The sequence below is a fragment of the Aquimarina sp. AD1 genome (assembly GCF_003443695.1).
GTDB classification, from domain to species: Bacteria; Bacteroidota; Bacteroidia; order Flavobacteriales; family Flavobacteriaceae; genus Aquimarina; species Aquimarina latercula.
Genome location: NZ_CP031966.1, coordinates 2,474,737 through 2,491,442, shown reverse-complemented (window position 1 = coordinate 2,491,442; position 16,706 = coordinate 2,474,737). Strand labels below are relative to the sequence as shown.

The window sequence follows — 16,706 nt, the reverse complement described above, 5'->3', positions numbered from 1 at the left end:
AATATGTGAGCTTGCTATTAAATAAGATAAATAGGTGTGTTATTGATTGAAAAAATATCAATCAAACTATATATGACAATTGTAAATTTTTTTGAGTAAATTACGTTTAAAACGTTATAAAGTTAAGGGATTTTTTCTGTTAAAAAAAATATAATTTCCTTTTTGTTAGTTAATTAGGTTTTTGGTGTTGAAAAAAAGTATTCTTTTAGTTTTGTTAGAATAGAACATGTCAATACTTCAATAGACAAGAATTACCTGGGCTGATTTTATATGTCGACTTACTATTGTATTTTTGGGAAAACAAAAGTTATCGGAATGAAAATCGTAATATCTCCTGCAAAGTCTTTGGATTTTGAAACGCCTTTGCCTACTAAAAAATATTCGGAACCATTATTTTTGGCTGAAGCAGAAAAGTTAAATTCAGTTCTTCAGAAAAAAACTCCTAAAAAATTGTCAGATTTGATGAATATCAGTGATAATTTGGCGCAACTAAATTGGCAACGTAATCAGGATTGGAACCTTCCTTTTACAGCAGAAAATGCACGACCTTCTGTGTACGCATTTAAAGGAGATGTTTATCTAGGACTAGATAGCTACAATATTCCAGAAGATAAATTAGATGTTTTACAAGATAAATTAAGAATACTATCCGGTTTATATGGAATTCTAAAACCTTTAGATTTAATGCAACCTTATCGATTAGAAATGGGAACTAAGCTTAAGGTAGGGCGTAAAAATAACTTATACGAATTTTGGAAAAAACAGGTAACCGAACAAATTAATGAGGAATTACAAGAAGATGAGTTGTTTGTAAATCTGGCAAGTAATGAATACTTCAGTGTTATTGATAAAAAGACGTTAAAAGTTCCTATTATAACTCCACAGTTTAAAGATTGGAAAGGTGATAAATTAAAGATGATTAGTTTCTTCGCGAAAAAAGCTCGCGGTATGATGGTGCGTTATATTATTGATACAGGAGCAGAAACCATAGAAGAATTAAAAGGATTTAATTATGATGGGTATAGCTTTAGTGAAGAGTATACAACAAAAGAAAATGAGCTAGTTTTTGTGAGATAAGCAGTGTTAAGTTATCCGGAAATTATTTTCAAAAGCAACAATTGTATCTAATTTTAGTATCTTCAACACTTATATATTTATATACAAGTGTAGATGCAAAAAATCATAAGTTTTCTTGATCGAATTGGCGAAAAAACAGGCACTTTAGTAAGCTGGGTTGCTGTTTTTTTAGCAGTTGTAATTGGTTTGGATGTTATCATAAGGTATGTGTTCCAATTTACATTTATCTGGATGATCGAAACGGAGATCTATTTATTTGGTATTCTATTTTTGGTAGGTTCTGGATACACTTTTAAACACGGAAAACATGTACGAGTAGATGTTTTTTACACTAATTTTTCTGAAAAAAGAAAAGCTTGGATCGATTTGCTAGGAGGAGCTTTTTTACTAATTCCATGGTGTTATGTAGTAATCGTTTCTTCGTGGTACTATGGCTTGTCATCATTTATGATACAAGAATCTTCTCCACAAGCGGGAGGGTTGCCAGCACTTTATGTACTTAAATTTTGTATTACACTGGGATTTGTGTTTTTGCTTATACAAGGCATTTCTCAGATGCTAAAATCAATTCATATAATAATTTTTAATAAAGATAATTAATGGAGTTTTTAGCAATTATTCTATTCGTAATTATCTTTATTTTAATTTTAAAAGGATATCCTGTTGCCTTTACTTTGGGAGGGATTTCTGTGGCTTTTGCTTTTGGTGTATCGATTTTTGCTCCAGAGTATTTTACAATGTCTACATTTTATTTATTGCCTTCTCGGATTATGGGAGTTGTAAATAATTATGTTTTAATGGCAGTTCCATTGTTTATTTTTATGGGGATTATGCTAGAGAAATCCGGACTTGCTCAAAGTTTATTAGAAACTATGGCAATGATGTTTGGTCGTGTAAGAGGAGGTTTAGCAATTTCTGTAGTTATTGTAGGTGCTTTATTAGCCGCTTCTACAGGTATTGTAGGAGCTACCGTAGTAACAATGGGATTAATTAGTTTGCCTACAATGCTAAAAAGAGGTTATAAAACTGAACTTGCGGTTGGAGTAATTGCATCCTCTGGAACTTTAGGGCAAATTATTCCTCCTTCTATAGTTTTGGTATTATTGGCTGATACTATCAATAGTTCATCAAGAGGAGCGGCTTCAGTAGATGTGGGCGCATTATTTTCTGCAGCTTTACTGCCCGGTTTAATTTTAGTTGGTTTATATATATTATATATATTACTAAAGTCATTTTTTCATAAAAAAGATGCCCCGAGTATACCTGCTGAAGAAATTGCAGCATTTCGCGGAAGTAATTTCACTTCTAAAATCATTAAAATATTATTACTACCAGTGCTGTTAATTATAATCGTATTAGGTTCCATTTTTACAGGTGTTGCTTCTCCTACCGAAGCTTCAGCAATAGGAGCATTAGGAGCAACTTTTTTAACCATTATTCAGAAAAAGTTTTCGCTTAAAATACTTAAAGAAGTTGCGCAGGAGACAACTCGTTTAACATCTATGGTGTTTTTTATATTGTTAGGCGCGACTACATTTACATTGGTCTTTAGAACATTAGGTGGAGATAGATATCTTCAAGAATTGATTATGTCATCTCAACTGACTCCAATGATGTTTTTGTTGTTAGTAATGGTTGTGATTTTTGTAGCAGGATTTTTTATAGATTTTATAGAGATTGTATTTATAATAGTGCCTGTTGTAACCCCAATTTTTAATGCTTTTGATATGAATATGCTTTGGGTCGGAATTTTAATGGCATTGAATTTACAAACTTCGTTTCTTACTCCGCCATTCGGTTTTGCTTTATTTTATCTAAAAGGTGTTGCGCCAGAAACCGTCAGAACCAGTCAAATATATCGAGGTATTATACCTTTTATTATAATTCAACTTATCATTGTAAGTTTAGTAATGTTTTTTCCTGAGATTATTTTTAACGGAGACTAATTTTTTAAGTTACTTTATAAATATAGAACTATGAATTTAAATTCAGTAAAAAGAACACGAGTTATTAGAGGATTTATGCTGACTACAATGACAACTTTAGTTCTGTCTTGTTTGGGTGAACCACCTGCTAGTATGAGTAACCCGACATCATATGGTATTGCAAAACCAGATAAAGTATTTCATTGGAAAATGACTACAACTTGGCCTCCTAATTTTCCTGTTGTAGGAGAAGTAGCTGAAAAGTATGCCGAATGGGTAGATGAGCTTTCTAATGGTCAGATTAAAATTAAAGTATATGGAGGTGGAGAATTAGTACCTCCTTTAGAAGCTTTTGATGCGGTTTCTCAGGGAACAATTGAGATGGGCTGTGGAGCAGCATATTATTGGGCAGGTAAAACTCCGGCTGCACAATTTTTTGCAGCAGTTCCTTTTGGAATGAATAGTCAGCAAATTACATCTTGGTTAGAGGTAGGAGGAGGTTACGAACTTTGGAAGAAAACATATGCAAAATTTAATCTAGTGCCTTATATGGGAGGGAATACTGGAGTTCAAATGGGTGGATGGTTTAATCGTGAGATTAATTCAATAGAAGATTTTAAAGGACTTAAAATGCGTTTACCGGGGATTGGGGGTAAAGTTCTTGAAAAAGCAGGTGGAGCTGCTGTTTTGGTTGCTGGGAGTGAAATTTATACGAGTTTAGAACGTGGGGTTATTGATGCTACAGAGTGGATTGGACCTTATCATGATTATAAAATGGGCTTTCATAAAATTTCAAAATATTATTATACGCCAGGTTGGCATGAAACCGGTTCTCAATTGGAATTTTTTGTGAATAAAAATTTACATGATGGTTTGCCACCTCATTTGCAAGCCGTATTACAAGCAGCTGCAAAACGAGCTCAGGTTTGGGTGTTGTCAGAGTTTGATAAACAAAATGGTATTTATTTAGATAAATTAGTTAATGAAGAAGGGGTAGAGGTCAGAGAATTTTCCAAAGAAACGTTGGATGCTTTAAGAGGTTTTACTGATGAGGCTATAGAAGAGATGATAGGTAATGATCCATTATCAAGAGAGGTTTATGAAAGTTATTCTGGTTTTCAGAAAAGAATTTCTAAATGGTCAGAGGTCACCGAGAAAGCCTACTATAATAAGATTCAGAAATAGTGTGCACATTATATAAAAAAGTATGGAACATAACAGGAAGAGCGAATTAGTTAATTATTAATATAAAACTTATTTATTTGATTTATTCTGTTTAAAATGTATTGCAAGTATTCATACTAATCGATATCTTCGCAGCGAATGTTCGCTAAATATTATTTAAACACAAAATTACAATCATGCAAATCAAAAAGGTTTTAGTTGCTAATCGTGGTGAAATTGCCATCCGAATTTTTAGAGCGTGTACAGAAATTGGTCTACAGACGGTTGGAGTGTATACTTATGAGGATAGGTATTCATTACACCGATATAAAGCAGATGAAGCTTATCAAATTGGTGCTGATAATGAACCTTTAAAGCCATATTTAAATATTGAGGCGATTATTCAGGTAGCAAAAAAGAATAATGTAGATGCAATACATCCGGGATATGGATTCTTATCAGAGAATGCTGATTTTGCCCAAAGCTGTCAAGAAAACGGGATTATTTTTATAGGTCCTAAAGTATCAGTACTTCGTTCATTGGGAGACAAAATCATGGCAAAAGAAGTTGCTATTGCTAATAATATTCCAATTATTCAAAGTAATAAAGAAGATCTTACTGACGTAAAAATTGCTATAAAAGAAGCAAAACGTATAGGGTTTCCTGTTATGTTAAAGGCAGCTTCTGGAGGAGGAGGAAGAGGAATGCGTGTGATTAGAAGTGTCGAAGAATTAGAAAAAGCATATCCAGAATCTCAAAGAGAAGCTTTAAATGCATTTGGTGATGATACTGTTTTTCTAGAAAAGTTTGTAGAAAATCCAAAACATATTGAGATACAAATTGTAGCGGATCATCATGGAAATATGGTGCATCTTTTTGAACGTGATTGTTCTGTACAAAGACGTTATCAAAAAGTAATAGAATATGCTCCTTCATATGGAGTTTCGCAGGAGATTTTAGATAATCTATATAAGTATGCGTTAACAATTTGTAGTGCAGTAGATTATAATAATATTGGAACCGTAGAATTTTTAGTTGATGATGATGAAAGTATTTATTTTATTGAAGTAAATCCTCGTGTACAAGTTGAGCATACGGTTACTGAGATTGTTACAGGTGTTGATTTAATTAAAACACAAATTTTTATTGCGGGAGGATACCAACTTTCTGACAAACAGATTAAGATCGAAAGTCAAGAAAGTTTGAAAGTAAATGGATATGCAGTACAATGTAGGATCACCACAGAAGATCCGGAAAACGATTTTAAACCTGATTATGGAACCATAACTACCTATAGAAGTGCATCGGGATTTGGAATTCGATTGGATGCAGGGAGTGTATATCAAGGAGTAACTATTTCTCCTTTCTTTGATTCTATGCTAGTAAAAGTTTCTGCCAATAGTAGAACTTTGGATGGCGCTTGTAGAAAAATGCGTAGAGCATTATCTGAATTTAGAATTCGAGGTGTAAAAACGAATATGCCTTTTTTAGATAATATTTTAAATCATGATACTTTTAGGAAAGGGGCGGTAACGGTCAACTTTATTAAAGATACAAAGGAACTGTTCAAGATTAAGGAATCTCGAAACCGAGCTACTAAATTAGCTAATTTTTTAGGAGATATTATTGTTAACGGTAACTCTGATGTTAAAAATATAGATCCAACGAAAACTTTTGTAATACCTCAAATTCCGAGTTATAATGAGAAAGCTAGTTATCAAAAAGGAACAAAGGATTTACTTACAGAACTGGGACCTGAGAAATTCGCTTCTTGGTTAAAAAATGAGAAGAAGGTTCATTTTACAGATACAACTATGCGTGATGCGCATCAAAGTTTACTTGCAACAAGAATGCGAACGTATGATATGCTTAAAGTTGCTGAAGGATTTGCAAAAAATCATCCGGAGGTTTTTAGTATGGAAGTTTGGGGTGGAGCAACCTTTGATGTTTGCCTTCGATTTTTAAAAGAAAATCCTTGGGAACGTCTTCGTTCTTTGAGAAAAGCTATGCCTAATCTGTTATTACAGATGTTGATTAGAGGATCTAATGGTGTTGGGTATACAGCCTATCCGGATAATTTGATTGGTAAATTTGTCGAACAATCTTGGGAAAATGGAGTAGATGTATTTAGGATCTTTGATTCATTGAATTGGATGAAATCGATAGCACCTTGTATAGAACATGTTAGAACGAGAACAGAAGGACTTGCAGAAGGTTCATTATGTTATACAGGTGATATTTTAGATCCGAAGCGTACTAAGTACACTTTAGAATATTATGTGCAATTGGCGAAAGATATCGAAAATGCTGGAGCTCATATATTAGGAATAAAAGATATGGCTGGTTTGCTAAAACCATATGCAGCATATGAATTAGTATCGGCTTTAAAATCAGAAATTAATATTCCAATACATTTACATACGCATGATACTTCTTCGGTACAATCTGCAACGTATTTAAAAGCAATAGAAGCTGGAGTAGATGTTGTAGATGTTGCATTAGGGGGACTTTCTGGATTAACAGCACAACCTAATTTTAATGCAGTTATGGAGATGTTGAAATTCCATGATCGGGAGAATCAAATGGATAAAGTAAAGTTAAACGAATATTCTAATTATTGGGAAGCTGTACGTGAGTATTATTACGTTTTTGAATCTGGTCTAAAAGCAGGAACAGGAGAAGTATATCAGCACGAAATTCCAGGTGGACAGTATTCTAACTTAAAGCCACAAGCACAAGGTCTGGGATTAGCAGATCGTTTCCATGAAATTACCAAAATGTATGGAGAGGTTAATACGCTATTTGGCGATATTGTAAAAGTTACACCAAGTTCTAAGGTAGTGGGTGACATGGCTCAATATCTGGTAAGTAATAATTTAACGATAGAAGATGTAAAAGAAAGAGGAGAGACTATTTCATTTCCGCAATCTGTAGTTAGTTTGTTTAAAGGGGAATTAGGGCAACCAGAAGGAGGTTTTCCGAAAGATCTTCAGAAATCAATTTTAAAAGATCAAAAACCATTTACGAATAGACCAAATGCTCATTTAGAACCGGTAGATTTTGAAACAGAGTTTAAAGATTTTGTAAAAGTCTTTAAGAAAGGAATGGGTAGAGAACTAGATATAACAGATTTCCTTTCATATAAATTATATCCCAAAGTATTTACAGGAGCATATAATCACCACGTTAAGTATGGTAATGTAGTTAATATCCCAACTAAGAATTTCTTTTATGGAATGACTCCAGGAGAGGAAATTATCATAGAGCTAGATAAAGGTAAAATCTTATTGATTGAATTAATTTCTATAGGAGAGCCTCATGAGGATGGAATGGTAACAGTTTTCTTTAAAGTAAATGGACAGACAAGAAATGTAGAAGTTAAGGACAATTCAATTAAAGTTGATAAGGTAGTTCACGCCAAAATCGATAAGGCAGATAGTAAACAAATTGGTGCGCCTTTACAAGGATCTCTATCTTCTGTATTAGTGAAAACTGGTCAAGAGGTAAAGAAAAATGATCCATTGTTTATTATAGAAGCTATGAAAATGGAGACAACAATTACTGCTAATGAAGATGCTACTATTAAGAAAATAGTTTTGAAATCTGGAACAATGGTTGAAGCAGATGATTTGGTAATTGTACTGAAATAATAAATATTCAATATTTATTTAGAAAACAAAAGAGTCTCTAAGTTTTTAAGCTTAGAGACTTTTTTTGATCACATATAAAAATTTATTCTTTTATAATTCTTTTTACAGTGTTTCCTTTTTCTCCTTCAATATTAACGAAGTAAATACCAGAGTTTAATTCCGAAATATCAAAAGTATTGGTATTACTTTCAAAAACTTTTTTACCTATCATATTGAATATTGTTGCTTTTTTTATTGGAATAGATATGTTTAACAGGCTTTTAGTTGGAATAGGGTAAATACGTAAATCTTGATCTTTTAATTCTTCTTCTTCCACGTTAAGAGTAGCAACAAGAAAACAGGAGGATCTTTCTGAACATCCATTAAAAGTGATTTCTACTGAGTAATTACCATTCTCTATTGCGGTAAAAGATTGATTTGTTTCACCAGGAATAGAGGTATTGGTTTCACAATCAATCCATTGGTAAGAAGCTCCGGAAATGTTGGCTGTAAAAGTTGGTGATGAGGTATCATCTACAGATGTGTCTGGAATTCCAAATACTTCAATAGTATCTGAAGCAGTATCATTACATGCATTAGCATTTGTAAAGCTGTATGTTATTGTATGAACACCTGCAGCTGCTATTGTGGGATTAAAGGAATATGTTGTTCCATTTCCATCATCAGTTACTCCAGGACCTGAATAAATTCCTCCTGCAGGACTTCCTCCAGTTAATCCAGTTTGTGTGCCTTGATCAATACATATATCCGTTGGTGCATTGAATGTTACATTTGGTAGTTCAAATACTTCAATAGTATCTGAAGCTGTATCAGTACATCCATTTGCATTCGTAAAACTATATGTTATTGTATGAACTCCTGCGCCAGCTGTTGCTGGATTAAAAGAGTATGTTGTTCCGTTTCCGCTATCTGTTACACCTGAACCTGAATAAATTCCTCCTGCAGGACTTCCTTCAGTTAATCCAGTTTGTGTACCTTGATCAATACATATATCCGTTGGTGCATTGAATGTTACATTTGGTAGTTCAAATACTTCAATAGTATCTGAAGCTGTATCAGTACATCCATTTGCATTCGTAAAACTATATGTTATTGTATGAACTCCTGCGCCAGCTGTTGCTGGATTAAAAGAGTATGTTGTTCCGTTTCCGCTATCTGTTACACCTGAACCTGAGTAAATTCCTCCTGCAGGACTTCCTCCAGTTAATCCAGTTTGTGTACCTTGATCAATACATATATCCGTTGGCGCATTAAAAGTTACATTAGGTAACGCAAATACTTCAATAGTATCTGAAGCTGTATCAGTACATCCATTTGCATTTGTAAAGCTGTATGTTATTGTATGAATTCCCGCACCTGCTGTTGCCGGATTAAAAGAGTATGTTGTTCCGTTTCCATTATCCGTTACACCAGAACCTGAATAAATTCCTCCTGCAGGACTTCCTCCAGTTAATCCAGTTTGTGTGCCTTGATCAATACATATATCCGTTGGAGCATTGAATGTTACATTTGGTAGTTCAAATACTTCAATAGTATCTGAAGCAGTATCAGTACATCCATTTGTATTTGTAAAGCTGTATGTTATTGTATGAATTCCCGCACCTGCTGTTGCTGGATTAAAAGAGTATGTTGTTCCGTTTCCATCATCAGTTACTCCAGTTCCAGAATATGTTCCTCCAGCAGGACTTCCTCCAGTTAATCCAGTTTGTGTGCCTTGATCAATACATATATCCGTTGGAGCATTGAATGTTACATTAGGTAGCGCAAATACTTCAATAGTGTCTGAAGCAGTATCAGTACATCCATTTGCATTCGTAAAACTATACGTTATTGTATGAACTCCTGCGCCAGCTGTTGCCGGATTAAAAGAGTATGTTGTTCCGTTTCCGCTATCTGTTACACCTGAACCTGAATAAATTCCTCCTGCAGGACTTCCGCCAGTTAATCCAGTTTGTGTGCCTTGATCAATACATATATCCGTTGGAGCATTGAATGTTACATTTGGTAGTTCAAATATTTCAATAGTATCTGAAGCAGTATCATTACATCCATTTGCATTCGTAAAACTATACGTTATTGTATGAACTCCTGCGCCAGCTGTTGCCGGATTAAAAGAGTATGTTGTTCCGTTTCCGCTATCTGTTACACCTGAACCTGAATAAATTCCTCCTGCAGGACTTCCTCCAGTTAATCCAGTTTGTGTGCCTTGATCAATACATATATCCGTTGGCGCATTAAAAGTTACATTAGGTAACGCAAATACTTCTATGGAATCACTTGAGCTATCATTACAAGTGCCTGCGCTTGTGTAAGTTATTGAATGCGTTCCTATACCCGCAATAGTTGGGTTAAAGCTGTAGGTAAGTCCATTACCATCATCAGTTACACCAGGACCAGAATAAACCCCTCCAGTTGGAGTTCCGCCTCCTAAACTAGTTTGTATACCGGCATTAATACATAAATCTGCGGGTGCTGAATAACTTGCAACATCATTTGCAGTGACATTGACCGTAAGATTTGCACACGAACCGGGAACTACACATAAACCTCCTTCACCTCTTACAAAATAAGTGGTGCTTGGTGATGAAGGGGTAACTACAAATGATGATGTGCTAGTAGTTCCGATTTCTGTACCTCCACAAGCTCCTGTGTATATGTGCCATTCTGTTGCGTCGTTTAGGTTTCCGGAAATAGAAAGTGTAGCAGTGTCACCTTCGCAAAGAGTAGTTGGAGCATGTGTAACCATAGGTATATCGGGATCAGTACAAGGAATCGCAGTAAGGTTTACTAAAAATAATAAATCACTGTTTGCCTGTGAGATTCCATTTTCATAACGTTGACCATCTGCATAATTAGGTGTTGGTTCATTATCATACGCTATTAGTCCACCTATATTGGAAATATCAAGCGTATACGTTTGTCCAGAGATTAGAGTAATATTTAACGCTGAAAAATCAAATTCCGAATAATCAGTAGGAGTCGAAAAAGGACTAGTAGTCTGATTCGTTAGCGTTCCTAATACCGTTCCACCATACCCTTCTCCATCATAAAGAGTTACATTTACTACATCACTAGTAAAAGTTAGAATACCAATAGAATTTAAAATGCCATTACAAGAAGCTATGAAACTCTGCCCAGATTGAAGAGAAGTTCCATTTATCAATTGGTCATCATCATTTTCAATAGAACATTGACTATTTCCAACATTTGCAATACAAAAGATTGCAATTACAAGTATAATTCTTTTCACTTTATAAGTATTTTAAATACACCTTTTCAGAGTTGTTAACACTGAATTTAAAAGTTATTAACAATGTAGATTGGGGGCTTATTTGTATAAGAGTGTCTACTGTTATGACTTTAAGTTTGTTATATGTTTATGGCGTAAAGATAGATAATTATTTTTTGTTAATAACTTTAACATTAAGAAGACCTGTCAAATAGCTGAAATTTCAAGATAGAAAATGATGTAAAACACAGACTTTTAGATGACTATTATTAATTGCGCAAAGTTTTATGAAGAGGATTGTGCTTTGTGTTTATAAATAATCATAGAGATTTATTATTTTCGTCGGATGCCATATTTTTTAATTATCGCTTTACAGGGCTTCTGCATATATCACGCTTTTAAAAATAACCGTGAGTACTATTGGTATTTTCTAATTGTGCTTTTACCAGTAATAGGATGCATTATTTATTTAGTTACGCAAGTCTTTAATAAAAGGGATTTAGATGTTGTTCAAAAGGAAATCGTAAGTGTAGTAAATCCAACTAAAAAAGTAAATGATCTTAGAAAACAGGTGGAGTTTGCTGATACTTTTCAGAATAGGGTTTTACTTGGTGATGCCTTATATGAAATTAATGATTATAATTCTGGAATTGGAGAATATGAGATAGCATTAAATGGTAATTATGAATCTGATGCGGGAGTTGTAAAAAAACTTCTAGAAGGGTATTATCATACAAGTCAATTTGATAAAGTCATTTTTTGCGCCGAAAAAATAGTTAAAAACACTGACTTTAAAGGGTCTAGAAGTCAGTTTTTATATGGTTTAGCTTTAAAAGAAGAAGGAAGGTCTAATGAAGCTGAAGAAAACCTAAGATCAATTGATCAGCGATACTCTAATTATGAAGAGCGCTATGTTTTAGCTCAATTTCTTATTAGCAAAGGAAAAAATATAGATGCTAAAGAAATCTTATCAGAAATAATTTTAGAATCGCAACATATGTCTAAACATAACCGCAACAAATATCGAGGAGTTGTTAATGATGTAAAGAAGTTAATTACATCTATTTAGTGCGTTAGATTGTAATAATAGACGATATAAGCTAATTAAGAGTAGTATTTACCGGTAAAGAATAGATAATCTCTTTGCATTTCGCAAAAACTTTCTATTTTTACAAAAATCAAAAGTTCCCCGATCACCTTGAAAATCAAACCTATTCAAATATCTTTGTTTCTAATACTCGTGTTGGGAGGATTATTCGGTTTAATGTTTTTGAGCAAAAAGGGAGGAATCCAAAAAGCTCAGATACAAGAAGATGGCTTCTCCTATGAAGGAGTTTCTCTAAAATACCCTACATATAAAACTTTCTTAGCTTTAGAAAAAGACTCATCACTTACTAAAAAGCAAGATATTTTAAAAGTTACGGAAACCGTTGTTCCTGTGGCTGATGAGTCCGATCTGGAATATGAATCCTTATCAGCAATTAAAGAAAATAAAGATAGTTTACAAAGGCCAGATTTCTCTAAGATTGATAGTACTAGAATTGAAAGAATACGATACCCTGTAGATAATCCGGATTTTGTAAAAGAGCTACAGTCTAAATTATCTTCTAGATCTTGTAGAATAATGCATTATGGTGATTCTCAAATAGAAGGAGATAGAATTACAGGTTATATTAGAAATAGGTTGCAAACCATGTATGGAGGTAGTGGTCCAGGTTTTATACCAGTAAAACCAGTTTATAATCAAATAGCCGCTGTGGTAAAGCCTAGCGAAAATTGGTTTAGATATGCTAGATTTGACCCGACACAGGAGAGATTTAAGCATAGGAAATACGGGGCATATATGTCAGTTTCTCGATTTACCGAACATAAAAAAACACTTCCTGATAGTACTACTTTGGATTCCTTACCCGTGGTAAAAGCTTCCGTGGTTATTGGAAAATCTAAAAAAGCATATGCTAAATTCAGAAGATTTACTAATATAGGATTACATTACGGAAATTGTAATTTTCCAATTAAAGTTTCTGTTTACAATGATGGAAAGCTAATTAAACAGGATAGTTTAATTGCAGATGGTCGATATCATAAGTATACGATAAAAACCAATACAACTCCAAGTAGTTTAAAAATTGAACTAGAAGGAAAAGTAAGCGCAGATTTTTATGGGCTGACATTAGATGGAGGATCAAGAGTACAGATTGATAATGTTGCTATGCGTGGTTCTTCAGGAACCATTTTTTCTAGTACCAATGCTTCTATTTATGGTCAGATGACTAGAAATCTAAAACCTAAGATCATCATTATGCAATATGGTGGAAACACGATGCCCTACTTGAAGGACTCTACAAAGGTTGATAACTATGCAAAATCTATTGTAAATCAGATTAATTGGTTGAGACGAAGAACTAAAAATGCAAGTTTTATATTTATCGGTCCTACGGATATGTGTCTTCCTGTAAATGGAAAAATGGAGACTTATCCTTTATTGCCATATTTGAACGCTAAATTAATAGAAACTTGTTCGGAAAATAACGTTGCGTATTGGAGTATGTATGATGCTATGGGAGGGAAGGGGTCTATGCCTTTTTGGGTTGAAGAAAAGTTGACTGCTAATGATTATATGCACTTTACTTGGAAAGGAACTAAGATTATTTCGGAGTTGTTTTTTACTGCATTATACTTAGATCTAAAAAAAGAAATAGCCGATGAAACATAGTATATTATATTTATATTTTTGTTTAGTGTGCACTTCGGTTATAGGTCAGGATTATGTTTTGGATACTATAAGAGATAAATATCCTTTTATTAACTGGAAAGCAAATAAGATTAAATTTGTAGAAAATGCTCCTTCTTTTGTGAAGTTATTTCATAAACTAGATACTATAGCCAGAGGAAATGAAGAAAATGTTCATATTTTTCATATTGGAGGCTCTCACATACAAGCTGATATTTATTCTAATAGGTTAAGAACGTATTTACAACATATGAGTCCTACTGCAAAAGGTCAAAGAGGATTTATTTATCCGTATAAAATAGCAAGCACGAATAACCCTAGTAATTTCAATGTAGAATATGATGGGAATTGGAAGGGATATCGTTGTTCTATAAAAAGAGATAGTATCGCCTGGGGTATGGCAGGTGTAACGGCAGTTTTTAAAGATTCAATTTCAAATATTAAGATAAAAGCAAATCATAGGGGGTATGATGCACAACAATACGATTTTAATAGAATTAGAATTTTTTATGATAATTGGAGTGAAGATTATGAAATCTACTTTAAAGAGTCTGGACTAATAGCGGATACCAAAGTAAATAAGGAGGCGCATTTCATTGAATTTGTATTGACACAAACTTTAGAAGAGGTAGAATTTTGTGTTCAAAGAATTGGTAATCCTGAAAACCCAGAGTTTTTAATGATGGGTATGGAGCTAATGAATGATAATAGCGGGGTAGAGTATACTACTATTGGTGTTAATGGGGCAAGTTTCAGCTATTATGATAGGTGTAGATATTTTAATGATCAGTTGATGTTGTATAAACCAGATTTGTTTATTGTCTCAGTTGGAACTAATGATGCGTATCATCCAGATTTTAATCCAAAAGAGTATAAAGCTTATTACGAAAACCTTATTTTAAACATACAGAAAGCTAATCCAGATTGTGCAGTTTTACTTACAGTTCCTAATGATTCTTATTATAAGAAGAAGTATCCAAACCCTAGAACTAGGGTGATGCAAAAGATTATTTATGAATTGGCAGAAAAACATAAAATGGCAGTTTGGGATTTTTATGAAATAATGGGAGGTTTTAACTCCTCTAGAGATTGGTATCAGAATAAGTTAATGCCACGAGATAGAATACATTTTACACAATTGGGATATAGAATTAAAGCAGATTTATTATTACAAGCATTGACAAATTCCTGGGAAAAAGAATTAAAGTTAACGCCTAATTCTGTTTTGAATCAAATAATTAATGAATAGATTAAGAGATATTTTTTCTTTTTCAGAGGAGTATCCTCTGATATTTACACAGGCGGATTTCTGGGTTTTCTTTGCAGTTATCTATTTTCTGTATTCGATATTATACAGCAAAAAGAATCTACGTAGCGCGTATCTGTTTGCGATAAGTCTCTTGTTTTACTACAAAACGAGTGGTTTGTTTATTGGAATCTTACTTTTTAGTACAGTAAACGATTTCTTTTTGGGTAAAGCCATTTACAATAGTAAATCTATATTGATCAAAAAACTACTGGTAACAGTAAGTGTGATAATTAATCTGGGAACGCTTTGTTATTTTAAATACGCCTATTTTTTTACAGAATCTTATAATAGTCTTTTTAATACTGATTATGAAGTGATTAATTACTTAGCTCAATTTGCTAATTCTTGGGCAAGTATTGATTATTTTACTGTAGATGCGATCATATTACCCGTAGGAATTTCTTTTTATACCTTTCAGACTATTAGTTACAGTGTTGATATTTATCGAAAACAGATAGAGCCTCTAAAGTCCATTATAGACTTTGGTTTTTTTGTAAGTTTCTTTCCACAATTGGTAGCAGGTCCTATTGTTCGTGCTTCGGATTTTGTTCCTCAAATCAGAAAAGAAATTACAATTACTAAAGAAGAATTTGGGAGCGCAACATTTATGATTCTAAAAGGATTAATAAAGAAGATGCTTTTTGCAGATTTTATCGCGATGAATTTTATGGATCGTGTATTTGATGTTCCAGAAATGTTTTCTGGATTTACCAATATTATGGCAATGATTGGATATTCATTACAGATCTATGGTGATTTTTCAGGATACACGGATATTGCGATTGGACTGGCATTGCTAATGGGTTATAAATTACCGGTTAATTTTAATTCGCCTTATAAGGCTATTCATTGCGGGGATTTTTGGAAACGATGGCATATATCTCTGTCTAGTTGGTTAAAAGATTATTTATATATTCCAATAGGAGGAAACCGAAATGGAAGTATATTCTCTTATGTTTTTATTACTGTTTTTACTTTTTTAGGAGTATTTGCATATGCAGATTTTGGAATAGCAATTATAGCAACGGCGGGAATAGGCTTATTACTTATTGTTACACTATTCTCCGCCAAATTAGCTTGGCATTTTAATAGAAATGTTAATATTATGATTACGATGTTAATCGGAGGTCTATGGCACGGAGCTTCTTGGAAATTTGTAATATGGGGAGGATTAAATGGATTGGGAGTTGTTGCATATAAATATTGGCGCAAAATAAGCCCTTATGAAAATTCTAATGCTTGGTTAGCAGTTACCTGGAAGATTGCATTCACTTTTATCTTTATAACTTTTACCAGAATCTATTTTAGAGGTAATAGTATGGATCATATTAATCGTTTTTATCAAGCGATTATGACTAATATGGATTGGACAAATGCATTGGTGGTTCTTTGGGAGTATAGAATCGTGTTTATAGTAATGTTATTGGGTTACATCACGCATTGGTTGCCATACAAAACTAAGGATTGGATATTAGATCAATTCATTAAAAGTAATGTTATTGTCAAAGGAATAATAGCGATAATTGTTGCTGTTATATGTTATCAAACATATGCAGCCGATTTTCAGCCGTTTATTTATTTCCAGTTTTAAGATCTATACTGATTTTGGATCCTACTA

The 16,706-nt window shown here is 33.3% G+C and carries 10 protein-coding genes; 9 read left to right on the top strand and 1 reads right to left on the bottom strand.

Translation table 11 applies throughout. The features are described from left to right. Positions 1–315 precede the first annotated feature (315 nt). The 5 genes from yaaA to D1815_RS10965 all read left to right on the top strand — a co-directional run bounded on the left by yaaA (position 316) and on the right by D1815_RS10965 (position 7,816). On the top strand, positions 316–1,077 hold the full coding sequence (gene yaaA / locus D1815_RS10985) for a peroxide stress protein YaaA (RefSeq protein ID WP_118386966.1): 762 nt from the start codon (positions 316–318) through the stop codon (positions 1,075–1,077). 93 nt (positions 1,078–1,170) lie between these two features. Further along, entirely contained in the window at positions 1,171–1,677 is a 507-nt protein-coding gene (locus D1815_RS10980) for a TRAP transporter small permease subunit (RefSeq protein ID WP_118386964.1), read from the top strand. Then, positions 1,677–3,023: a TRAP transporter large permease subunit gene (locus D1815_RS10975; RefSeq protein WP_027392362.1), complete on the top strand. Its 1,347-nt coding sequence runs from the start codon at positions 1,677–1,679 to the stop codon at positions 3,021–3,023. Before D1815_RS10980 ends, D1815_RS10975 begins: the two co-directional genes overlap by 1 nt. A 30-nt stretch (positions 3,024–3,053) precedes the next feature. Further along, positions 3,054–4,187 (top strand): TRAP transporter substrate-binding protein, encoded by a 1,134-nt coding sequence (locus D1815_RS10970; RefSeq protein WP_233557501.1) that lies wholly within the window; start codon positions 3,054–3,056, stop codon positions 4,185–4,187. Positions 4,188–4,363: 176 nt separating this feature from the next. Further along, entirely contained in the window at positions 4,364–7,816 is a 3,453-nt protein-coding gene (locus tag D1815_RS10965) for a pyruvate carboxylase (protein ID WP_027392361.1), read from the top strand. 82 nt (positions 7,817–7,898) lie between these two features. Here the strand turns inward: D1815_RS10965 and D1815_RS10960 are convergent, their stop codons facing one another. Next, a complete protein-coding gene (locus D1815_RS10960; protein WP_118386961.1) occupies positions 7,899–11,066 on the bottom strand; it encodes a T9SS type A sorting domain-containing protein in 3,168 nt (1,055 codons plus the stop codon). A 325-nt stretch (positions 11,067–11,391) separates the two neighbouring features. Between D1815_RS10960 and D1815_RS10955 the strand changes: the two genes are divergently transcribed. From D1815_RS10955 to D1815_RS10940, 4 genes are all read left to right on the top strand, one after another. Further along, positions 11,392–12,114 (top strand): hypothetical protein, encoded by a 723-nt coding sequence (locus D1815_RS10955; protein ID WP_120650205.1) that lies wholly within the window; start codon positions 11,392–11,394, stop codon positions 12,112–12,114. 156 nt (positions 12,115–12,270) lie between these two features. Further along, on the top strand, positions 12,271–13,761 hold the full coding sequence (locus tag D1815_RS10950; protein WP_147404078.1) for a lipase: 1,491 nt from the start codon (positions 12,271–12,273) through the stop codon (positions 13,759–13,761). Beyond that, on the top strand, positions 13,751–15,028 hold the full coding sequence (locus tag D1815_RS10945; protein WP_118386955.1) for a GDSL-type esterase/lipase family protein: 1,278 nt from the start codon (positions 13,751–13,753) through the stop codon (positions 15,026–15,028). The genes D1815_RS10950 and D1815_RS10945 overlap by 11 nt, the downstream gene beginning before the upstream one ends. Then, positions 15,021–16,679 carry an MBOAT family protein gene (locus D1815_RS10940; RefSeq protein WP_118386953.1) on the top strand — a complete coding sequence of 553 codons (1,659 nt, stop codon included), beginning with the start codon at positions 15,021–15,023 and terminating at the stop codon, positions 16,677–16,679. The genes D1815_RS10945 and D1815_RS10940 overlap by 8 nt, the downstream gene beginning before the upstream one ends. The last annotated feature ends 27 nt before the right edge of the window (positions 16,680–16,706 follow it).